Raw genomic sequence first — 22,187 nt, 5'->3', positions numbered from 1 at the left:
AGGATTGGCGGGCGGTCATGACGAGACAATTTTAAAATGACGATGAATTTGATATGTTAACTTGGATAATGCCGATGGTAAAGCGAATGGGATGAGTGGAAATAAAGCCGTCTGAAAGGTAATAAATCCAGTTGATTTCAATCCCCTTACCAACAAACTTTAAAACTCTCTACGATTAAATTTTTAAGAAATTTGCGTGAATCAGCTTCCAAAGCTAACTGTTTTTTAATAACTATACCACCTTCTCATTTCTAATGAAAAAAGTACAAATTTAATAGAAAATACTCACCTTCAAACTTAATCGCCTTTAAGAAACGAATGCACTTCTTTCTTCACATCCTCAAGAAAATTGGCAAAATAGCGCTGATTATCCCTATTTTTGCCCTATTGTATTTTTTGTCTGCTTGGATTATGGCTTCATTGCCGCTTAATGAAGAGCAGCCAAAAGGGGAAATTACTTTATTTTTAGTCAGTAACGGTGTGCATACTGATGTAGTCATGCCGCTGAAAAATGATATTTTTGATTGGTCGGATGTCGTCAATCCAAAAGACACGCTCACTGCTGATCCTCAAATAACGCATATCGGTTTAGGCTGGGGGGAACGCAATTTTTATTTATACACGCCTGAGTGGAAAGATTTGACGTTATCCAATGCCTTAGGGGCATTAAGCGGGCTGAACCGTACGCTGATTCATATTACTTATTATTCTTTTGAGCCACGAGAAAATAGCCATGTCGTCAAATTTTTGGTCACGCCTGAGCAATACAGGAATTTAACCAAATCGCTCTTGGCCGGTTTTCAACAAGAAAATGGGCAACCCATCTTGCTAAAAGGAGTTCATCATCAATCTAACGATGCTTTTTACGAAGCCAAAGGGCGCTATCATTTATTCAATACTTGTAACACTTGGCTAAATGACAAATTGGTGGAAAGCGGCCTAAAAGGCGTGTATTGGACTCCTTTTTCTTCGCCCTTGCTGGAACAATACCGATAGTCTCCACGCTTCTCAATTTTTGGGTCTCTGTAAAACTTCAGGCCGTCTGAACTTTTTCAGACGGCCTATATTTTGATAAAAGCTCAAAGCCCTTTATTATATAAATGAAATTTTTTAATGGCATTAAATTTTAATTTTAATAAACAAATAGATTTTAAATTCTATAAAATTATTAAAATAAAGAAATTTTAGAATAAAATTGCCAAAACAAAAAATCAAGCCTTGTTTAATTTCGCTAAAACCTGTAACCTGTATCAAAAATAAACAAGAGAGTCCATCATGTCCCAACACCACCCTACCGACGATATTAAGATTAAAGAAGTCAAAGAGTTACTCCCTCCAATCGCACATTTGTATGAGCTGCCTGTTACGCCTCAAGTTGCCAATTTGGTTTATAAAACACGTCATGAAATTGCGGATTTGGTTCACGGTCGTGACAACCGTTTGCTGGTCATCATCGGCCCATGCTCGATTCACGATACTAAGGCGGCGGTAGAATATGCGCAAAAATTGCTGCCCTTGCGCAAAAAATATGAGAAAGAGCTGCTGATTGTAATGCGCGTGTATTTTGAAAAGCCGCGTACAACCGTTGGCTGGAAAGGCTTGATTAACGATCCGCACTTGGACGGTACGTTTGACATCAACTACGGCCTGCGCCAAGCGCGTCAGTTGTTGCTGACTTTGAACGAAATGGGTATGCCTGCTTCGACTGAATTCTTGGACATGATTACGCCGCAATACTACGCAGACCTGATTTCTTGGGGCGCGATTGGTGCGCGTACGACTGAAAGCCAGGTACACCGCGAATTGGCCAGTGGCCTCTCCTGCCCTGTCGGTTTTAAAAACGGTACAGACGGCAACCTGAAAATCGCCATCGATGCCATCGGCGCCGCCAATCATCCGCACCACTTCTTGTCTGTAACCAAAGCCGGTCATTCCGCGATTGTCCACACCAGCGGCAACCCTGACTGCCATGCGATTTTGCGCGGCGGTAAAGAGCCTAATTACAGTGCGGAACACGTTAAAGACGCGATTGCACAGCTTCAAAAAGCCGGCGTGAGCAGCAAACTGATGGTGGACTGCAGCCATGCCAACAGCCGTAAAGACTTCCGAAAACAAATGGATGTGGCGCGCGATGTTGCGGCGCAGCTGAAAGCCGGTGAAGAAAACATCATGGGCGTGATGGTCGAAAGCCACTTGGTTGAAGGCCGTCAAGACAAGCCAGAAGTTTACGGTCAAAGTATTACGGATGCCTGCATCGGTTGGGATACGACTGAAGAATTGCTGGCCCTGCTTGCCGAAGCGAAAGGTTACCAAGCGTAAGTACGAAATCATTAAAAAGACCAGATATGTTCCGGTCTTTTTTGCGTCTGTCATTTTAATTTCTTTGCTCAAGATACCGAGCAAGTTTTAGTCAGGTTTAACATAAAAACAATATGAGAAAAAATTCAGGCCGTCTAAAAACCCCGATGATTCAGGTTTTCAGACGGCCTGCACTATTTTTCTTTTCAATTAGAACGTATGTTTAACCGTTGCAGTTACACTACGCGGCGTGCCGTAAACGTGAATATCTGGCATGGTGCGATAGCGTTTGTTAAAGACGTTTTCAAAGTCCAAACTGATGCGGGTAGATTTGCCGATTTTGTAATGACCGGTCAAGTCTAGCGTTGCGTACGGACGTTGGGTCAATGCGGCGGCTGCGGCCGGATTGATGTCTGCAGGGTATTCGTCCAGCGTGTGGCTTCGGCTTTGCCAGTTGACGTTGGCACCCAGGTTCAAACGGTCGGTCACGTCATACGCGGTAAAGAGTTTGAACAAATGAACCGGGTAAGACGGATGCAGTTGAACCCCTTCGCTGTCTTTGATTTTGGAACGTGCATAAGACGCATTCAGCAGCCATTTGTCGCTCAGGCGGCCGCCGACAGAGAGTTCCATGCCTTTTGTTGTGGTGTTGTCGGCTGCGCGGTAGTATTCCTCGCCATTTGCGAATTTGCCTGCAACCACGCCCAAATGGTCGCGTTTGTTCATAAAGACGGAGGCGGAAGCATTCAGACGGCCTTCAAACCATGAGGCTTTCAAACCGGTCTCGTAGGTTTTGCCGCGTTGCGGTTTGAGCGCCGCACCATCTTTGGTCAGGTAACGCACTTGCGGACGGAAAATGGTGGTGTAAGACGCATAGGCAGTCAGATTGTCGCCAATGTCGTAGGTTACGCCCAAATAAGGAATGAAAACGTTTTGTTTGTGGCTGCTGTGTGCGAATTTGTTACGGCTGGTGCTGTAACGGTAACGCCAATCCACAAAACGGCTGCCGCCGATAAAGGCGAGCTTGTCGGTCAGTTTGAAACGGGTCGAGCCGTAAACCGACAGGTTTTTCATGCGTGAAAAACCATCGCGCAGATACGGCATATCGGGTTTGGCGATGTTGCCGTCAAATTTACGCAAATCAGGAATCGTCGATTCGCCTTCTTCATAGAAAGACAGGTTTTCTTTGTTGTCCTGATAGCTGATGCCCGCATTGAACTCATGCGAACGGCCCAATGCAGGATAGTGACCATCCAAAGTCAGGGAGAAATCTTGGTCGCGATATTTGCTGCGGTCACGGTCGGATGTAAAGAGCGCGGAATAGTCGGGATTGATTTCGTATGTACCGGCAATGCCTGAAACGATGTCGTTTTTGCCCGAAACATGGCTGTAATCGCCTGTCAGTTTCCAGCCGTTGTCAAACTCATGGCTGAGGGAAGTAAATACTTCGGCACTGGTGTCTTTGCCGTATGCCCAGCGTGCGGAAGAATTGCTGCGTGGCGAAGATTCAAACGGTTTGAATCCGTCTTTGCGATTACCTGCTGCTGTCAGATAGCTGAAACGCGAGCTGCCGGTATTGCGGAAACGGTGTATTTCCGTACCGAGGCGCCATTGGGTTTGCGGCGTGAGATCGTAAGACAAAATGCCATAGAAAGTGTGATTGTGGCGCGAAGTGTTCGGCAGGTAATCGCCGCCGTGGTCGCTGACCAAAATGGCGCGGCCGCGCAAGGTATTGTCGGCATTCAGAGGATGATTGGCATCAAGGACGAAACGGTAGTGGTTCCACAAACCGACACCGGCTTCTACGCTGATGGCTGGCTTGGCAGTCGGTTTTTTGCGTTCCAAAGCAACCGTACCGCCCGGCTCGCCCATACCGCCATTGGACAAACCGCTTGCGCCGCGCACGACGACAACTTGTTCGTACAATGCGCTGTCCAGATTGTTGGTGCCGCGGCGGATGGCTTTACCGTCGTAAAGGAATTTGGGCGCGCCGTCCACGGAAATGCTGTCAATCGCCTGACTGCGTGAAATAAATTGGCTGTGGCCGGAGACGTTGTTGCCCATTTTGCTGTGGAACACGCCCGGTGTTTGTTTCAATACGTCCTGCAGGCTGTCCAAGCCTTGGTCTTCGATTTGTTTTGCCGTTACGACAGACAGGGACTGCGGCGTTTCACGCTGGGTCAGGCGGATGCCTGTCGCAGCAGAGGAAGCGGGAATGGTGTAGTTGGAAGTAGTCTGTTTTCCGACACCTTGGACGGTAACTGTCGGCAAATCGACATGTTCTTGCGGCTGGCTATTTTCTACTTCGGCTGCGAAAGAATACGCCGAACACAAAGCCAGACTGACGGCAAAGCTTAATTTGCCATAAGGAAATACGGGTAGTGACATAGCTTCTCCAGTTAGCTGATGTTTTAATTTGGTGGCAGATTCTATCAAAAAGATGTAGTCCGATGAAACTATGTTCCAATCCCTATTTTCTAAGTAGTTTGTTTAATTAGAAATATTTATTTCTTTACTAGTTATAAATAACTAAAAGGCCATCTGAAAACTGAATCATCAGGTTTTCAGACGGCCTTAATCTTTTTATGATAAGGCAATCAGTCTGCCAATTTTCTTGCCAATTCTGCCAAACGTTTACCTTGTGCAAAGGCAATATCGTTTTCTTCGGCAGTCAATGCCGGCTTGCTGTCATGGCCGGAAACATGGCTTGCGCCGTAAGGCGTGCCGCCGCTTTGGGTATTGCTGAGTGCGGACTCGGTATATGGAATGCCGTTGATGACCATGCCGTGGTGCAGCAGGGGCAGCATCATGGTCAGCAGGGTGCTTTCTTGGCCGCCGTGCAGAGAAGATGTGCTGGTGAATACGGTGGCAGGTTTGCCGACAAGTTCTGCGCCGAGCCAAAGGGGAATGGTTCCGTCGATAAAGTATTTCATCGCGGCGGCCATATTGCCGAAACGTGTCGGGCTGCCGAGCGCGAGGCCGGCGCAATTTTTGAGGTCGTCGGCAGTCGCGTAGGGCGCGCCTTCGTCGGGAACGGCTTTTTCAACGGCTTCGCAAACGGTGGAAACTTTGGGCACGGTACGCAATACGGCTTCGCAACCGTCCACGCTTTCGATACCACGTGCGATTTGGCGGGCAAGGTTGCGCGTGCCACCGTTTTGGGAATAAAAGAGGACGAGGATTTTCAAAGGATTTGGGTTCATTTGGGGTTTCCGTTACAATGCTGTCAGGTTTCAGACGGCCTTTTGAATACTCGGGCTGTCTGAAAAGAAAAATTTCTATTCAAAAATGGGAAAAGGTTATGCCGTTTTCGCAATGGTGGCAAGATTTTTTGAAAAGTAAGGGCGTGGCGTTTGCTTGGTTTGTCGTGCGCCGTTTTGGTGAAGAGCGTGTGCCGCAGGTAGCGGCAAGCATGACGTTCACGACGCTTTTGGCTTTGGTGCCCGTGTTGACGGTGATGGTCGTCATCGCCTCGGCCTTCCCTGTTTTCGACCAATGGTCGGGGGCATTTGTCTCTTTCATCAACCGCACCATCGTACCGCAGGGCGCGGACATGGTGTTTGACTACATCAATGCGTTCCGCGATAAGGCCACCAATCTGACGGCCATCGGCAGTGTGATGTTGGTCGTCACCTCGCTGATGCTGATTCGGACGATAGACAATGCGTTCAACCGGATTTGGCGCGTCAATTCGCAACGGCCTTGGATGATGCAGTTTTTGGTGTATTGGGCGTTGCTGACGTTTGGGCCTTTGTCTTTGGGCGTGGGCCTGTCGGTCGTAATCGGTCAGGTGCAAGTGGTGGGCGGATCGGAATGGCCGAGGGTCATAACCGAGGTTTCATTTATTACGCTGCTGCTGTGGGGCTTATACCGCTTTGTGCCCAACCGTTTCGTTCCCGCCAGCCATGCCTTGGTCGGCGCGGCCGTAACAGCGTTTTGCTTGGAAACGGCACGCTTTTTGTTCGCTTGGTTCATGGGCAACTTTGACGGCTACAAATCGATTTACGGTGCATTTGCCGCAGTACCGTTTTTCCTGTTGTGGCTTAACCTGTTATGGACGCTGGTATTGGGCGGCGCGGTTTTGACCTCGTCCCTGTCCTACTGGCGAGGCGAAGCATTCCGCTGCAGTCTGGATGCGCGCGGCCGCTTTGACGATGTATTGAAAATCCTGCTGCTGCTCGATTCTGCCCAGCAAAACGGCAAGGCATTGCCGGTGCAGGAGTTCAGACGGCATATCAATATGGGCTTTGACGAATTGGGCGAACTTTTGGAAAAACTGGCGCGACACGGCTATGTCTATTCCGGCCGTCAGGGCTGGGTCTTGAAAACGGGAGCGGAGTCCATCGATTTGGCGGAGCTGTTCAAACTCTTTGTCTACCGCCCGCAAACGCTCAACAAAGACAAGGTCAATCAAACGGTTGACCACATCATGCAGCCCTGCTTGGAAACCTTGAACATGACGCTGGCCGAGTTCGGCGCCCATACAAAAAAACAATCCTCTTAAACCTGATGCCGTCTGAAAGCAAAAATATCAAGTTTCAGACGGCCTTTGCTATAATCGGCACACTACTGAATACAATATTCAACCTACAAGGAAAAATAGATGAAAACACCAGCCCTACTCTCTCTGCTCGGTTTGATTCCATCTGCCGCCTTTGCCGCCCATGGCGTAGGCCTCGGCCAACCGCCCAAATATCCGGCCAACTTCACCGCTTTCGAATACGTCAACCCCAACGCCCCCAAAGGCGGCACGTTTACCACGCCTTTCCTCGGTGCTTTTGACACGCTCAACCCCTTTACCCTCAAAGGCAACCACGAATACGGCATCAGCATGCTGACACTCGACACCCTAACCGAGCAAAGCATGGACGAACCTTACGCCGTTTACGGCCTGATTGCCGAAGACATCGCCCTGGCGCCGGACGGCCTTTCCGTTACCTTCAAAATCAACCCCAAAGCCAAATTCCACAACGGCGACCCCGTTTTGGCCAAAGACGTTGCCGCTTCATTTAACATCCTGACCAAAGACAAAGCCGCCGCCCCCATGTACCACTTCTACTGGAGCGACGTGGCCAAAGTGGAAACGCCCAACGACCGCACCGTCGTGTTCCGTTTCAAGCAGCGCAACTCAGAATTACACATGATTCTCGGCAGCCTGCCCGTCTTCTCGCATAAAAGCTATCCCAAAGGCCTGGCCGCCGCTCCCAACAGCCTGCCGATCGGTTCCGGCCCCTACCGTTTTGCCAAAGCCGAAAACGGCCGCATCAGCGAGTTTGTCCGCGACAAAAACTACTGGGCGCAAAACCTGCCCGTGCGCAAAGGCCGCTACAACTACGACCACATCCGCATCAAATACGTCAAAGACGAAGTTGTCCGCATCGAAGGGCTGAAAGGCGGCCAATATGACTTCGTACAAGAAAACGTCGCCCGCAACTGGGCGCGCGCCTACTCCGACGAAGTCCTCAAAAAACGCAATCTGTCCAAACACGAATGGGTACAAAACAGCACAGCCGGCATGCAAGGCTTCGTCATCAATATGCGCCACAAGCCCCTGGACAATATTTACGTCCGCCGCGCCTTGATTGAAAGCTTCGACTACGAAAGCGTCAACAGCCGCATCTTCTACGGCGCATACCGCCGCACCGACAGCTTCTTCACCAACAGCACCATGGCCGCAACCGGCAAGCCTGACAGCGCGGAAACCGCATTGCTCAAATCATTGGGCACCAAGCTGCCCGACGGCGTATTGGATCAAGACGTCCCTATGCCGCCGGTTACCGACCCCAAACTGGGCGTGCGCCCGAACCTGCTCAAAGCACGCGCCCTGCTTGAAAAAGGCGGCTACCAATACAAAAACGGCAAAGCAGTGGACAAACAAGGCAAACCGCTGACCTTTGAATTCCTTGCACCAAGCAAAAACTACGAACGCATTACCGCCAAATGGCAGCGCGACCTCGCCAAAATCGGTATTACCATGAACGTGCGCACCGCCGATTCCGCCGTGTACCAAAAACGCATGAACGACTTCGATTTTGACGTAACCACCGGCTACTACGGCAACAGCGAAAGTCCCGGCAACGAGCAATACGACTACTTCAGCTGCGCCGCCGCCAAAACCGAAGGCAGCCGCAACCTGTCCGGCGTCTGCCACCCCGCGGTTGAAAAACTGCTGACCCATTTCAACAGCTTCACCAACCGCCAAGAGCTGCAAACCACCTCGCGCGCGCTCGACCGACTTATCCGCCACCAATACACCATCGTTCCAAACTGGTTCGCCGACCGCTACCGCGTCGTGTACCGTAACGATGTGGGCATTCCGTCCAAGCTGCCGAAATACTACGATCCCATCACCTTCGCCATGACCGCAGGCTGGAAGAAAAAGTAGTCGCATTTCGACAACACGCCCAAGCGTCTGACAAGCCCTTGACGCATAGCCTTTGGCATAGAAACCCATTATTCGTTTAAAACCAATTAATCCACCCAAACAAAATAAACGCAAAAGAAAAAACAACTTAAAACCAAATCAAAGGCCGTCTGAAACATCCGTCAGCAAAATCATCCGCAACGGAACATTTCAGACGGCCTTTTCGTCTCTTTTCAATTCAGTTTCGCAACCGAAACAAAATATCAAAAATTAACAAAAAAATTGCAGCACAATACCCTCAAAATTTACAAAACCGTGTACACTTCCAACTTAAGATTTTGAATTATAAGAATAATCGTAATAAGAACTACAATCATCCCAATTTAACCAATATCAAGCGTTCATATAATAAAAGGAACAAAAACATGGAAATCAAACGTCTCTCTACCATTCTCAAACTGATTGCCAACCCCGAACGCATGGCCATCCTTTTCCTGCTGCTGGACGGCGACCGCAGCATTACCGAACTGGCACAGGCGCTCGATTCCTCCCCGACCGGCATCGCCAACCACCTCGCACGCCTGCGTACCGAAGGCATCATCGATTTCACGCGCTACCACCGCATCATCGAATACCGCCTCATCTCCGAAGAAGCCGCTACTATCCTCAATACCCTGAGCACACTCAAAGACCCAGCCGAATAAACAAATTATTCCACATCACAACAACAAGGCCGTCTGAAACATCAGCTTTCAGACGGCCTGCCCCTTTCAGCCCATATCGAAAAATAAACCAATCCGCTATACAATACCGCCCATGCCCACAGGCGCCATCCGCCGCCTTCCCACCCAACAGCACACACGGAAACATCATGAAAATCGCCACTTGGAACGTCAATTCCCTCAACGTCCGCCTGCCCCAAGTACAAAACTGGCTGGCCGACCACCAAGCCGACATCCTTGCCTTACAAGAACTCAAACTCGACCAAGACAAATTCCCGGCCGCCGCCCTGCAAATGATGGGCTGGCACTGCGTCTGGAGCGGCCAAAAAACCTACAACGGCGTCGCCATCATCAGCCGCCACGAACCGCAAGACGTACATTGCGGCCTGCCCGCCCTCCCCGACGACCCGCAACGCCGCGTCATCGCTGCCACCATCAACGGCGTGCGCGTCATCAACGTCTATTGCGTCAACGGCGAAGCCCTGGACAGCCCAAAATTCCAATACAAAGAACAATGGTTTGCCGCATTGACCGAGTTCGTCCGCACCGAAATGGCCGTACACCCCAAACTCATCCTGCTCGGCGACTTCAACATCGCCCCAGCCGATGCCGACTGCTATGACCCCGAAAAATGGTACGAAAAAATCCATTGCTCCTCCATCGAAAGACAATGGTTTAAAAACCTACTCGACCTCGGCCTGACCGACAGCCTACGCAAAATCCACCCCGAAGGCGCGTTCTACACATGGTTCGACTACCGCGGCGCCATGTTCCAACGCAAACTCGGCCTGCGCATCGACCACATCCTCACCAGCCCCAAACTCGCCGCCACCCTTACAGACGTCACCGTCGACCTAGAAACCCGCGCTCAAGAACGCCCCAGCGACCATGCGCCGGTAATCGCCGAGTTTAACTGCTAACACTTTGAATTAAGAAAAGATAAGGCCGTCTGAAAATTGAATTTCAGACGGCCTTTATTCTAAAAGTTTTCAGACAACGTTTGAAATTGTCTGAAAGTTTGAAATAATGGTTTGAACGGCAAAGAACGCGTGCGTACGTACCGCACACACCCTACACATCGTTTTTAAAGTTTGTGCCGTTCGCAGGTAGGGTGAGTGGCGCAGCCACGCACGCGGTTGGAGGGGGTGTAGGCTACGGCTTGCTTGTTGTTAGACTCAACTTTAAGTTATCATCAAGAAGTTCAAAGAACACAAGGACAGATACCTGAATCTGTAAAAAACTTGTTACTTAGATTAAGGGCAGAGGAAACAGAAGTATTAATCGTTAGCTTGGCGGAAGCTACCCCATTTTATATGCATATCAATTAGAAGAAGATCTAACAAGGGCATCAATTTATACAAATTGGTGGATTGTTAATTCATCCTTGTATAAAGCAAATCCTAGTAACAAGATGTTATCTACTAAAGCAAATGAAGAATTTAAGTGGATTTAGAAATGAAGAAAATAAATGGAATTGGTTTTTTTGAGAAAAATCTGACTTTTTGGGTGTTAATTTGTATGGCAATAGGCATATTTATTGGGAAATATTTTCCTTCTATTCCAGATAGGTTAGGGAAATTTGAGTTCTACAACGTGTCTATACCAACAACAATTTTACTTTGGATAATGATTTATCCAATGATGTTGAAAATTGATTTTAAGAGTATAAAAGACATAGGAAAAAATCCTAAAGGTCTATTTATTACATGGTTTGTGAATTGGATCATTAAGCCACTCACCATGTATTTAATCGCATCCTTATTTTTCTTTATTATTTATAAAGGATTTATTAATAAGGAATTGGCATCAGAATATTTAGCTGGGGCGGTTTTACTCGGAGCTGCACCATGTACCGCAATGGTGTTTGTATGGAGCAAGTTAACAAGGGGTGATAGTGCTTATACCTTAGTACAGGTAGCTAGCAATGACTTAATTATTTTGATTGCATATATACCAATTGTGAGCTTCTTATTAAAGGTTGGAAATATAAATATTCCATGGGGAACACTTTTATTATCCATTGTATTATTTATTGTTGTTCCTCTTATTTTAAGCATGGCAACTAGAAGTATAATCATTAAAAATAAAGGAGAGGACTACCTAAATAAAACTTTTATCCCAGCATTTGATAAATACACTATGATGGGATTATTATTGACGCTGATTATAATATTTTCATTTCAAGGACAGAAGATATTGGATCAGCCACTAAATATTATCCTTATTGCAATTCCTTTGATAATTCAAACTTTGTTTATATTTGCAATAACATTTTTCATTGCATATTTAGCAAAGCTACCATATTCAATTGCAGCTCCATGTGGCATGATTGGTGCATCTAACTTTTTTGAGCTGTCCGTTGCAGTTTCTATATCTCTATTTGGGCTATTATCAGGAGCTACGTTAACAACTGTAGTAGGTGTTCTGGTTGAGGTTCCTGTTATGTTGGCCTTGGTAAGGTTTGCCAATTCTATGGAAAATAAATTTAATCGTTGAATATGACCTGAATCCGTGAAGTTAAAAATCTAACTTTCACGAAAATGCCTACAATACCGTGGCTTAACTTCTATGACCGGCTCGTGGCTCGCCATCGTCCAAGGTTTCGCCCAAATGAAAACTTGGGGCGGTAAACTCAGCTTTGCACCGTTCCTGCCGAGTGCGTGGACAGACAACGTGTGGGAACAGTCAGGCAGATAAAATACTCAGAAAGTAAAAAGGCCGTCTGAAAACCTGAATCAGGTTTTCAGACGGCCTTTAATATTTCTAATCAACCCAACGTTACCATCTCAATCTGCTCCATACTTCTGCCTAAGAAGCGTTCGCCGATGGTTCGGAAACGCAGTGGGATGTCGCTGACGTAGAAGCGGTAATCCGGGTTGTCGTTTTCTGTATTCAGCAAACCTGCTTGCGCCAAGGCTTTGGCGGTGGCTTCGGCGGTGGTGATGGCGGAATCGACCAAGGTGACGTTTTGTGCTTCGCGGCCGATAAGCGGTTTGAGCAGTGGGAAATGGGTACAACCCAACACCAGCGTGTCGATGTCGTCGGCCAAGAGCGGCTTCAGGTATTCGCGTACGGTCAGGCGGGTGACTTCGTGATCGAGCCAGCCTTCTTCCACCAATGGCACAAGCAGGGGCGCGGCTTGCGTGCGCACCAGCGTGTCGTTGTTTTTTGAATGGATGGCGCGCGCGTAGGCATTGCTGTTGACGGTGGTGTTGGTCGCGATAATACCGATTCGGTTGTTTTTGGTGGTTTGCAAAGCGGCTTCCGCACCGGCGGAGATGACGTCCAATACGGGCATATTGCCTGCTTTTTGGCGGATTTTTTGTCCGGCAACGGCGGCGATGGTATTGCACGCGATGACGAGTGCTTTGACATCGTTTTCCAGCAGGAAATCGACAATCTGCATGGCGAAGGTTTCGATAGTGGCGCGGGATTTGGTGCCGTAGGGAACGCGTGCGGTATCGCCGAAATAGATGATGTTTTCCATCGGCAGGCGTTCCATCAGGGCGCGGACGTTGGTCAAGCCGCCGACGCCGGAATCGAATACGCCGATGGGGCGTTGTTTGCTAGTACTCATGGTTAATTTCTTTAATATAAAGTTGAGGCCGTCTGAAACCGTTTTTCAGACGGCCTGAAGGTTAAACATATTCTTTTTTATCGTTTTCCACCCAAGCCTGATGCGAGCAAACCCACAACAGTACGATACCGCACACGGTCGAACTCAACATCATACCGGCCATCACCAAGGCAGAACCATTATGCAGCCAAGTCGTTGCCATGCCGACCGATGCGCCGATAAGGGATTGGAACACGCCTAAAACGGCATTTGCACTGCCGCCCTCTGCGCTGAAATAGCTCATAAAACAGGCCTGAGTGTTCGCTCCGACCAAGCCTTGCGTACCGACTGAAAACATCACGCATGGTACCAAAGCCCACAAAGGCGGCAGAGACAGCGACAACACCAAAACCGTCATCAGCAGATTGGCGGCAAATTGGACGATAATGCCCCATTTGAGGATATTTTGCGGATGCGTACCGGTTTTCAAACGCCATGCGGTAACGCGGTTAAACGACATCATGGTAATGATATTGAGTGCAAATATCCAAGCATATTGGTTTGGTGAAACATGATACAGATGTTGGTACACAAACGACGATTCGGTCAAAAAGGCAAACATCGAACCAAAACTGAAAGCTTGGAAAAACAGATAGCCCATTGCGGCGCGCGTTCTCAAAACGCGTTTAAACCTGCCTGCCACCACGCCGAACACGTCCATGCTGATTTTGCCTTTTTGGTGCGGCTTGGGCAGGAAATACCACATCAAACCCCAAAGCAACAGCGAATAGCAGGCCAGAAAGCCGAAAATCATGCGCCAGCCGCCCAAATTCTGCAAGCCTGCACCAATCATCGGCGCCATCAATGGCACAATCATCAGAATGATACCGATTAAGGCAAACATCTGAGCGGCTTTGCGTCCGGAATAATAATCGCGCACCATCGCGCCGGAAATCACCACGGTCATCCCCGCACCAAACGCCTGTAAAGCACGCAAGTTCAACAACTGCTCGACATTATTCACCATCGTCAAACCGACAACGGCGGCAAAGTAAATGCTCAAGCCTACTAAGGCGACAGGTTTGCGGCCTTTAATATCCGAAATCGAACCGCCGACCACCTGACCAAACGCCACGCCAAACATAAAAAAGCTCAGGCTTTGCTCAATACGGTGGATGTCTGAACCCAGCGACTTCGCCATTTCGGGAATTGCAGGCAGATAGGCATCGACAGAAAACGGCATCAGCGCGACCAACATCGCCATCAGCACGGCCATGGTTTTTTCGCCCAAAGGGGCTTGTTGTGCAGTCATTCCGACTTTCGCTTTCGTAAAAAATATTCAAAAAACAAAGAAAACAACCGCCTTGTCAGACGGTTGCAGATTGGATGGAATTATAGCAGATTTCAACCTTGTCCAATCACTGCAAAAAAACCTTTGCAAAACTTAAGGCCGTCTGAAACTTTGCTTGGTTGAATCCCCTCGCCGCAAACGTTAAAATGCTTGTTTTTAAGACAACAAATTGTTTCACATCACGGATTCTAAGGAATAATCATGACTACATTTCAAATTGCGCGTGCCGGCGGGAAAACGCTCGAAATCCAAGGCAAAATGGCCAACCGCCACGGCTTGATCGCCGGTGCGACCGGTACGGGTAAAACCGTTACCCTGCGCCGCATGGCGGAAGCCTTCAGCAGCGAAGGCGTCCCTGTATTCTTGGTCGATGTCAAAGGCGATTTGTCGGGCATCGCGCAAGCCGGTGCCAACAGCGGCAAAGTGGGCGAACGCATTGCCGAGTTTGATTTGGGCGAGCAATGGCTGCAAAATTTCCCCGTGCGCTTTTGGGATGTTTACGGCGAAACCGGTATTCCCGTACGCGTCACCGTTTCGGAAATGGGCCCTATGCTTTTGGCACGCCTGATGAATCTGAACGACACGCAAGAAGGCCTGCTCAACCTCGTGTTTAAAGTTGCCGACGACAGAGGCTGGCACATTCTGGACTTAAAAGACCTGCGCAGCATGTTAAAACACGTTTCCGACCACGCTTCGGAATACCGCACGCAATACGGCAACGTTTCTGCCGCCAGTATCGGCGCGATTCAACGCCAACTGCTGACTTTGGAAAACGAAGGCGCAGAAAAATTCTTCGGCGAACCTTCCCTCAACCTGCAAGACTGGATGCAAACCGACAACGGCAAAGGCATCATCAACATCCTTAACTCCGAAAAACTGATGCGCTCGCCGCGTATGTACAGCGCGTTTTTGCTGTGGATGCTGGCAGAATTGTTTGAAACCCTGCCCGAAGTCGGCGATTTGGACAAACCAAAATTCGTGATGTTCTTCGACGAAGCGCATTTGATGTTCGACAATGCCGCCAATGCGCTGGTCGAACAAATCGAACAAGTCGTGCGCCTGATCCGTTCCAAAGGCGTGGGCGTATATTTCGTTACCCAAAACCCGCTCGACTTGCCCGATACCATTCTCGGCCAACTGGGTAACCGCGTACAACACGCCCTGCGCGCCTTCACACCGCGCGACCAAAAAGCAGTCAAAGCCGCTGCCGAAACCTTCCGTAGCAACCCAAATATCAAAGTTGCCGAAGCGATTGCCGAACTCGGCGTCGGCGAAGCCCTCGTTTCCTTCCTTGATGAAAAAGGTATGCCTGAGCCGGTAGAACGCGCCCTCATCCTGCCGCCGCAATCCGCCCTGACCCCGCTTGCCGCAGAAGAGCGCAACCGTTTGTTCCAAAACGACGATTTGTATCCAACCTATAAAGACATGGTGGACAACTACTCCGCTTTTGAAGCATTGGCCGAAGCAGACAGCCAAGCAGCCGCTGAAAAAGAAGCCGAAAATGCCGCCAAAGAGCAGGAAAAAGCGCAAAAAGCCGCAGAAAAAGAAGCTGCCAATGCCGATCCCGGCATACTCGGCGGACTGATCGGCGGCTTGAGCGGCGGACGTAAAAAATCTGGCCAAGGTTTGGGCTACAACGTTGCCGATGCCATCGGCAGCCAAATCAACCGCCAAGTCACCAACGCCATTTCCCGCAGCGTAATGGGCATTATTAAAAATATGTTCAAATAATCAGCCTGTGAACATAAAAGGCCGTCTGAAAATCAATTTCAGACGACCTTTTTTTATTCATCAATCCAATCAGTTTTTCATTGACTGAACAGGAGCCGGGATTCTACCGCCTCGGTTGACGAACACTTCGCACGAGCCTTCTTTAACCGGCATAACAGGCGCGTAGCCCAACAGGCCGCCGAACTCGACGCTGTCGCCGACGGTTTTACCGGTTACCGGAATAATGCGCACGGCGGTGGTTTTGCTGTTGATCATGCCGATGGCGGCTTCGTCAGCGATGATGCCGGAAATAGTGTGCGCAGGCGTATCGCCGGGAACGGCAATCATGTCCAAACCAACGGAGCAGACGGCTGTCATGGCTTCGAGTTTGTCCAGTGTCAGCACACCGGCTTCAGCAGCCGCAATCATGCCCTCGTCTTCTGAAACGGGGATAAATGCGCCGCTCAAACCGCCGACCGCACTGGAAGCCATCATGCCGCCTTTTTTTACGGCATCATTCAGCAAGGCCAAAGCCGCTGTCGTGCCGTGCGTACCGCAGACGCTCAAACCCATTTCCTCAAGAATGCGTGCCACCGAATCGCCGACGGCAGGGGTTGGCGCCAATGACAAGTCGAGAATACCAAACGGGATATTCAGCATTTTTGAGGCTTCGCGGCCGATGAGTTCGCCCACACGGGTAATTTTGAAAGCCGTTTTCTTCACTACTTCCGCAACTTCGGTCAATGTCGTTGCATCTGAATTTTCCAACGCGGCTTTTACAACACCCGGGCCGGACACGCCGACATTGATAACGGCATCCGCTTCGCCCGAACCATGAAATGCGCCCGCCATAAACGGATTATCTTCCACTGCATTACAGAACACGACGATTTTGGCGCAGCCGAAACCTTCGGGCGTGATTTCAGCCGTGCGTTTGATGGTTTCGCCTGCCAGCTTGACCGCATCCATATTGATACCGGCACGCGTGCTGCCGATATTGATGGAACTGCACACGATATCGGTAGTCTTCATCGCTTCGGGAATGGAACGGATCAGCACCTCATCCGAAGGCGACATGCCTTTTTGCACTAACGCGGAAAAGCCGCCGATAAAGGACACGCCGATGGCTTTGGCTGCTTTGTCCAAAGTCTGCGCCACGCTGACGTAAGAATCGGCTTTGGTTGCCGCCGCGATTTGAGCAATCGGCGTAACGGAAATACGCTGATTCACAATCGGTACGCCGTATTTGGCAGACAGATATTTTGCCGTCGCCACCAAGTCTTTGCCGACAGTGGTGATTTTATTGTAAATATTTTGGTTCAACACATTGATATCGCTGCTGATGCAGTCGTGCAAATCAATGCCGATGGTAATGGTGCGCACGTCAAAATTCTGGTCAGCCACCATTTTGACGGTTTCTAAAATCTCGCCGGATTGAATACTCATGGCTCTCCCTCCGACTTAAATACGGTGCATGGCTTGGAAAATTTCTTCGTTTTGCATACGGATATCAAGCGCGAGTTTTTTGCTCTCTTCCGCAAACAAATCCAAAACCTCTTGACGTGATTTGGTGCATTTTGAAGTATCCACCAAAATAATCATGGTAAAAAAATCGTCCATCAGCTGTTGGCTGATGTTGAGAATATTGATTTGGTTTTCCGCTAAAATTTTGGAAACGTCGTACACAATGCCCACACGGTCTTTGCCGATGACGGTGATGACTGAATTGTTCATAACGCTGTTTCTCCTGATAGGATATTTGAAAAGTGTTGACAATTATAACACTCAGGCCGTCTGAAAAACTGTTTCAGACGGCCTGAGTATTCAAATTTCAATTTTAATTATCGCCCTGCTTTCAAAGCCTGCCACAAGCGAACGCTGAGTTTGCTCGCATCGGTTGACTTGGGAGAGACGATGAAGCTTTTTTCCATCAATTCTTTATTCGGGAAAATCGATGCATCGGATGTGTACTTTTCATCCATCAAATCACGCGCCGGACGGCTGGCTGGAGCATAAGTCACATAGTTGCCGTTTTTGGCCGCTGTTTCCGGATTGAGCGTGTGGTTGATGTATTTGTGTGCATTGGCCACATTTTGCGCATCACGCGGAATCATCAGCGAATCCACCCAAATACCCACGCCGCTTTTCGGCGCCAATACTTCGACTTCGACGCCGTTTCCGGCTTCTTTGGCACGGGTTTTGGCAATATTGAGGTCGCCGCCGTAGCCTACCGATACGCAAAGATTACCGGCAGCCATATCGTCGATATAGCCGGACGAAGTAAAGCGTTTGATGTCGGGACGCACTTTTTTCATCATTTCAACAGCAGCTTTAATGTCGTCAGGGTTTTCGCTGTTCGGATCTTTGCCCAAATAATGCAAAGCCAAAGGAATCTGCTCGATGGCGCTGTCGAAATAGCTGATGCCGCAGGATTTCAATTTTTGGGTGTATTCAGGATTGAACACCAAATCCCATTCGTTTTCAGGCAGCTTATCCGTACCCAAAGCCTTTTGAACCTGCTGTTTGTTAATCGCCAGCGTATTGATGCCCCAGAAATAAGGCACGGCATATTCGTTGCCCGGATCGACGGTTTCCATCATTTTCAACAAATCAGGATCGATGTTGGCGTAATCGGGAATTTGCGATTTGTCGATTTTTTGATACGCACCGGCTTTAATCTGACGGCCGACATTGGCAATAGAAGGCGCAACCAGGTCATAACCCGACTTGCCGGTCAGCAGCTTGGCTTCCAGTGCTTCGTTGCTGTCGTAGTAATCGTAGCGGACATTGATATTCGTATTTTTTTCAAACGCAGACAGCGTGGCAGGATCGACATAATCCGACCAGTTGTAGATATTGAGTTTATCCGTTTGAGAGGAAGAAGTTTGAGTTTGAGATGCGGAAGATTCTGCGGCGGTTTCTTTTCCACCGCTACACGCAGTCAAGACGAGGCTCAAGATTGCCGCCGCCATCAAAGATTTTTTCATGGTTTCAGACCTTTTGTTCGGGGGGTAAAAATATTGCAGCGGTGGCGGATGCCACTTACAAAAGGGAAACTGTGGGGGCGGCCGGCATGTGTCCTTTGCCCTTGATTCAGCAAGGTTTGCATTAAACGGCAAAAAGCTTTTGAATGCAAGACCTTAAAGCAGAAAAAATTTTTATTTTTCAGACGGCCTGAAGCTATGGTTTTATTCATAAACAACATTTTTTCAGAAACGGTTTCATGCCGTCTGAAAAAAACTGTGGGCTTATTCAGACGGCCTCAAGATTTGTCAAAACCGCCCAATTTGTGGGAAAATTGCACGATTGAATTTAATGAAGGGCGACACCGTGTTAGACAGAGAAGGCTATCGCCCCAATGTCGGTATTATCCTGATTAACGAACGTAACGAAGTCTTTTGGGGCAAACGCGTACGCGAACATTCATGGCAGTTTCCGCAAGGCGGCATCAAGCCGGGTGAAAGTCCTGAGACCGCTATGTACCGCGAATTGTACGAAGAAGTCGGCCTGTTGCCGCAACACATCAAAATCGTTGGCCGTACGCGCGACTGGTTGCGTTATGACGTGCCCAGCCACTGGGTGCGCCGCGAATGGCGCGGTTCGTATCGCGGACAAAAACAGATTTGGTATCTTTTGCGTTTGGTCGGCCGCGACAGCGACGTCAACCTCCGCGCCTGCCATCATCCTGAATTCGACGGCTGGCGTTGGCATCAATATTGGGCGCCGGTTGACGAAGTCATCGACTTCAAGCGCGGCGTGTATTTGGGCGCATTGACCGAACTTTCCCGTTTCTTGCGCGGTATAGAAAGCTATGAAGAATTTATCCGTCGCAATCCAATAGAAAACCTATAACCCCAACGCTTTCAGGCCGTCTGAAAGCGTTGTTTTTCTTCCTTTCAGACGGCCTTTACATTATTCCTATGGCTAAAAACAATCAATACAGCGAATCCAGCATTACCGTCCTCAAAGGTTTGGAGCCGGTCAAAGAACGTCCCGGCATGTACACCCGTACCGACAGCCCGACCCATATCTGTCAGGAAGTGATTGATAACGCGGCGGACGAGGCGTTGGGTGGTTTCGCGACTGAAATTGACGTGCAAATTCATGAAGATGGTTCGCTTTCCGTGCGCGACAACGGCCGCGGTATTCCCGTCGGCCTGCACCCTGAAGAAGGCGTACCCGTAGTCGAACTCGTGTTCACCCGTCTGCACGCAGGCGGCAAATTCAACAAAAAAGACGGCGGCAGCGCGTATGCCTTTTCGGGCGGCCTGCACGGTGTCGGCGTATCCGTGACCAACGCCCTCTCCACCCGCCTTGAGGTAACGGTCAAACGCGAAGGTAAAATCCACCGCATCGTCTTTTCCGGTGGCGACGTCATCGAGCCTTTGACTGAAGTGGGCAAATGCGCCATCAAAGACAGCGGCACCGAAGTGCGCGTATGGCCGGACGGCAAATATTTTGAAAGTCCGAATTACAGCATTCCCGAACTCGAACGCCTGCTGCGCGCCAAAGCCGTGCTGCTGCCGGGCGTGCGCGTTTCCCTGACCCGTCCGGTCAAAGGCGAAGACGAAGCGTACACCCAAACTTGGCACTACCCGGACGGCCTGAAAAGCTATCTGACCGACCTGATTGCCGACGCGCAAGAAGCCGTGCCTATCTTCTCTTGTGAAAACTACATTTCAGACGGCCACAACGGCGATTTCAGCATCGGCGAAGGCGCCGCGTTTGCCCTGACTTGGCTGGAAGAAGGCTCGTGCGCCAACGAAAGCTACGTCAACCTCATCCCTACTCCGTTGGGCGGCACGCACGAAGCAGGCTTGAAACAAGCCGTGTTCAACGCAGTCAACAACTTCATCAATCTGCACAACCTCTTGCCGCGTGGCGTGAAAGTGCAAAGCGACGACGTGTTCAGCAAAACCGCCTTCGTCCTCTCCGCCCGTGTTCTCGACCCGCAGTTCCAAGGTCAAACCAAAGACAAGCTGACCAACCGCGACGCGCTGAAACTCGTTGCCACCGTATCGGGCGACCCTTTGGAATTGTGGCTGAACCAAAACGTGGACTATGGCAAAAAAATCGCCGAACTCGCCATCCGTCAGGCACAGGCACGGATGCGTTCAGTTAAAAAAATCGAAAAGAAAAAAGGCAGTGGCGTCGCCGTCCTGCCTGGTAAACTGACCGACTGCGAGAGCGAAGACATCCGCGAAAACGAACTCTTCCTCGTCGAAGGCGATTCCGCTGGTGGCTCAGCCAAACTTGCCCGCGACAAAGCCACCCAGGCCATCCTGCCCCTGCGCGGCAAAGTGCTCAACAGCTTTGAAGTCCACCCCGACCAGCTTTTCGGCAACGCCGAAATCCATGATATTTCCGTCGCCATCGGCGTCGATCCGCATGGAATCAACGACAATCCTGATTTAAGCGGCCTACGCTACGGCAAAATCGCCATCCTGTCCGATGCCGACGTGGACGGTTCGCATATTCAAGTTTTGCTGTTGACCCTGTTCTACCGCCACTTCCCGAAACTGGTCGCCGACGGACACATCTACGTCGCCCAGCCGCCGCTGTTCCGCGTCGATGTCAACGCACAAGGTAAGAGCAAACCTGCCCGTAAATTCTACGCCCTCGACCAAAACGAACTCGACAGCATTTTGGAGCGACTGCAAAAAGAAGGCGTTAAAGAAACTGCTTATTCCATCAGCCGTTTCAAAGGCTTGGGCGAGATGAACCCCGACCAGCTTAAAGACACCACCATGCACCCCGACACCCGTCGCCTGTTGCAGGTACAAATCCCCGAAGGCGCAGATGACGAAACACGCGACATCTTCGTCAAACTGATGGGAAAAGGCGAAGCCGCCGCCCGCCGCGCATGGATGGAAAAAGAAGGCGATAAGGCAGAATTGGATATTTAATCTATTATTTCAATAGACTAAAGGCCGTCTGAAATTTTAAAAGTTTCAGACGGCCTTTTTTAAAATCATTAGAAATTAAGGTTAAACAGTATTTCAACACTCCGTTACTTACCTGTTTCTATTTTTGCAGCTTAATTGAGTTGTTAAGACAAATAAAAAAGCACTGATATTATCAGTGCTTTTTAAATAATGGCGCGGCGGACGGGGCTCGAACCCGCGACCCCCGGCGTGACAGGCCGGTACTCTAACCAACTGAGCTACCACCGCGCATCCACTGTCA

17 protein-coding genes, 1 tRNA gene and 1 pseudogene are annotated in these 22,187 nt (G+C 49.5%); 11 read left to right on the top strand and 8 right to left on the bottom strand.

The features are described from left to right. Positions 1 to 318: 318 nt before the first annotated feature. Both HMPREF2700_RS07940 and aroG read left to right on the top strand, forming a co-directional pair. Entirely contained in the window at positions 319 to 996 is a 678-nt protein-coding gene (locus HMPREF2700_RS07940) for a TIGR02117 family protein (protein ID WP_070591414.1), read from the top strand. Positions 997 to 1,275: 279 nt separating this feature from the next. After that, on the top strand, positions 1,276 to 2,319 hold the full coding sequence (gene aroG, locus HMPREF2700_RS07935; RefSeq protein WP_070591412.1) for a 3-deoxy-7-phosphoheptulonate synthase AroG: 1,044 nt from the start codon (positions 1,276 to 1,278) through the stop codon (positions 2,317 to 2,319). Positions 2,320 to 2,508: 189 nt separating this feature from the next. On the opposite strand, the gene HMPREF2700_RS07930 is transcribed toward aroG, so the two are convergent. Next, positions 2,509 to 4,686, bottom strand: a complete 2,178-nt coding sequence (locus tag HMPREF2700_RS07930) for a TonB-dependent siderophore receptor (protein WP_070591410.1) — start codon at positions 4,684 to 4,686, stop codon at positions 2,509 to 2,511. A gap of 209 nt (positions 4,687 to 4,895) precedes the next feature. Next, positions 4,896 to 5,501, bottom strand: coding sequence for an NAD(P)H:quinone oxidoreductase (gene wrbA, locus HMPREF2700_RS07925; protein ID WP_070591409.1), 606 nt, complete (start codon positions 5,499 to 5,501; stop codon positions 4,896 to 4,898). A 98-nt stretch (positions 5,502 to 5,599) separates the two neighbouring features. Here wrbA and HMPREF2700_RS07920 point away from each other — a divergent pair, with 98 nt between their 5' ends. The 6 genes and pseudogenes from HMPREF2700_RS07920 to HMPREF2700_RS11475 form a co-directional block, all read left to right on the top strand. Next, positions 5,600 to 6,802 (top strand): YihY family inner membrane protein, encoded by a 1,203-nt coding sequence (locus HMPREF2700_RS07920; RefSeq protein ID WP_070591415.1) that lies wholly within the window; start codon positions 5,600 to 5,602, stop codon positions 6,800 to 6,802. 99 nt (positions 6,803 to 6,901) lie between these two features. Next, entirely contained in the window at positions 6,902 to 8,683 is a 1,782-nt protein-coding gene (locus tag HMPREF2700_RS07915) for an extracellular solute-binding protein (protein WP_049350828.1), read from the top strand. A 404-nt stretch (positions 8,684 to 9,087) separates the two neighbouring features. After that, complete coding sequence (locus tag HMPREF2700_RS07910; protein WP_070591407.1) at positions 9,088 to 9,366, top strand: ArsR/SmtB family transcription factor; 279 nt, start codon at positions 9,088 to 9,090, stop codon at positions 9,364 to 9,366. A 167-nt stretch (positions 9,367 to 9,533) separates the two neighbouring features. Next, complete coding sequence (xth, locus tag HMPREF2700_RS07905) at positions 9,534 to 10,304, top strand: exodeoxyribonuclease III (protein WP_070591405.1); 771 nt, start codon at positions 9,534 to 9,536, stop codon at positions 10,302 to 10,304. 535 nt (positions 10,305 to 10,839) lie between these two features. After that, on the top strand, positions 10,840 to 11,880 hold the full coding sequence (gene arsB, locus HMPREF2700_RS07900) for an ACR3 family arsenite efflux transporter (RefSeq protein WP_070591403.1): 1,041 nt from the start codon (positions 10,840 to 10,842) through the stop codon (positions 11,878 to 11,880). Between the two features lie 63 nt (positions 11,881 to 11,943). Next, positions 11,944 to 12,051, top strand: a pseudogene (locus HMPREF2700_RS11475) (glycosyl hydrolase family 65 protein); the annotation flags it as partial. Between the two features lie 100 nt (positions 12,052 to 12,151). Here the strand turns inward: HMPREF2700_RS11475 and murI are convergent. Continuing rightward, positions 12,152 to 12,961, bottom strand: coding sequence for a glutamate racemase (gene murI / locus HMPREF2700_RS07895; protein WP_049331752.1), 810 nt, complete (start codon positions 12,959 to 12,961; stop codon positions 12,152 to 12,154). 61 nt (positions 12,962 to 13,022) lie between these two features. Then, on the bottom strand, positions 13,023 to 14,252 hold the full coding sequence (locus HMPREF2700_RS07890) for a multidrug effflux MFS transporter (RefSeq protein ID WP_070591402.1): 1,230 nt from the start codon (positions 14,250 to 14,252) through the stop codon (positions 13,023 to 13,025). Positions 14,253 to 14,492: 240 nt separating this feature from the next. Here HMPREF2700_RS07890 and HMPREF2700_RS07885 point away from each other — a divergent pair, with 240 nt between their 5' ends. Further along, positions 14,493 to 16,022, top strand: a complete 1,530-nt coding sequence (locus HMPREF2700_RS07885) for a helicase HerA-like domain-containing protein (protein ID WP_036493875.1) — start codon at positions 14,493 to 14,495, stop codon at positions 16,020 to 16,022. A gap of 69 nt (positions 16,023 to 16,091) precedes the next feature. Here the strand turns inward: HMPREF2700_RS07885 and HMPREF2700_RS07880 are convergent, their stop codons facing one another. The 3 genes from HMPREF2700_RS07880 to HMPREF2700_RS07870 all read right to left on the bottom strand — a co-directional run bounded on the left by HMPREF2700_RS07880 (position 16,092) and on the right by HMPREF2700_RS07870 (position 18,988). Beyond that, entirely contained in the window at positions 16,092 to 17,447 is a 1,356-nt protein-coding gene (locus HMPREF2700_RS07880) for a PFL family protein (protein ID WP_070591400.1), read from the bottom strand. 15 nt (positions 17,448 to 17,462) lie between these two features. Beyond that, positions 17,463 to 17,735: an ACT domain-containing protein gene (locus tag HMPREF2700_RS07875; RefSeq protein WP_003680574.1), complete on the bottom strand. Its 273-nt coding sequence runs from the start codon at positions 17,733 to 17,735 to the stop codon at positions 17,463 to 17,465. Between the two features lie 107 nt (positions 17,736 to 17,842). After that, positions 17,843 to 18,988, bottom strand: coding sequence for a polyamine ABC transporter substrate-binding protein (locus HMPREF2700_RS07870; protein ID WP_070591398.1), 1,146 nt, complete (start codon positions 18,986 to 18,988; stop codon positions 17,843 to 17,845). 328 nt (positions 18,989 to 19,316) lie between these two features. Here HMPREF2700_RS07870 and HMPREF2700_RS07860 point away from each other — a divergent pair, with 328 nt between their 5' ends. Continuing rightward, complete coding sequence (locus HMPREF2700_RS07860) at positions 19,317 to 19,853, top strand: RNA pyrophosphohydrolase (protein ID WP_070591394.1); 537 nt, start codon at positions 19,317 to 19,319, stop codon at positions 19,851 to 19,853. A 68-nt stretch (positions 19,854 to 19,921) separates the two neighbouring features. Further along, entirely contained in the window at positions 19,922 to 21,907 is a 1,986-nt protein-coding gene (gene parE / locus HMPREF2700_RS07855; RefSeq protein ID WP_070591393.1) for a DNA topoisomerase IV subunit B, read from the top strand. Positions 21,908 to 22,097: 190 nt separating this feature from the next. Here the strand turns inward: parE and HMPREF2700_RS07850 are convergent. Then, a tRNA-Asp gene (locus HMPREF2700_RS07850) sits at positions 22,098 to 22,174 on the bottom strand. Between the last annotated feature and the right edge of the window lie 13 nt (positions 22,175 to 22,187).

Origin of the sequence: Neisseria sp. HMSC068C04 (genome assembly GCF_001810105.1) — a bacterium.
Lineage (GTDB): Bacteria > Pseudomonadota > Gammaproteobacteria > Burkholderiales > Neisseriaceae > Neisseria > Neisseria flavescens_B.
Note: the sequence above shows the minus strand (reverse complement) of the source record. Positions and strands in the feature narration are given on the sequence as shown.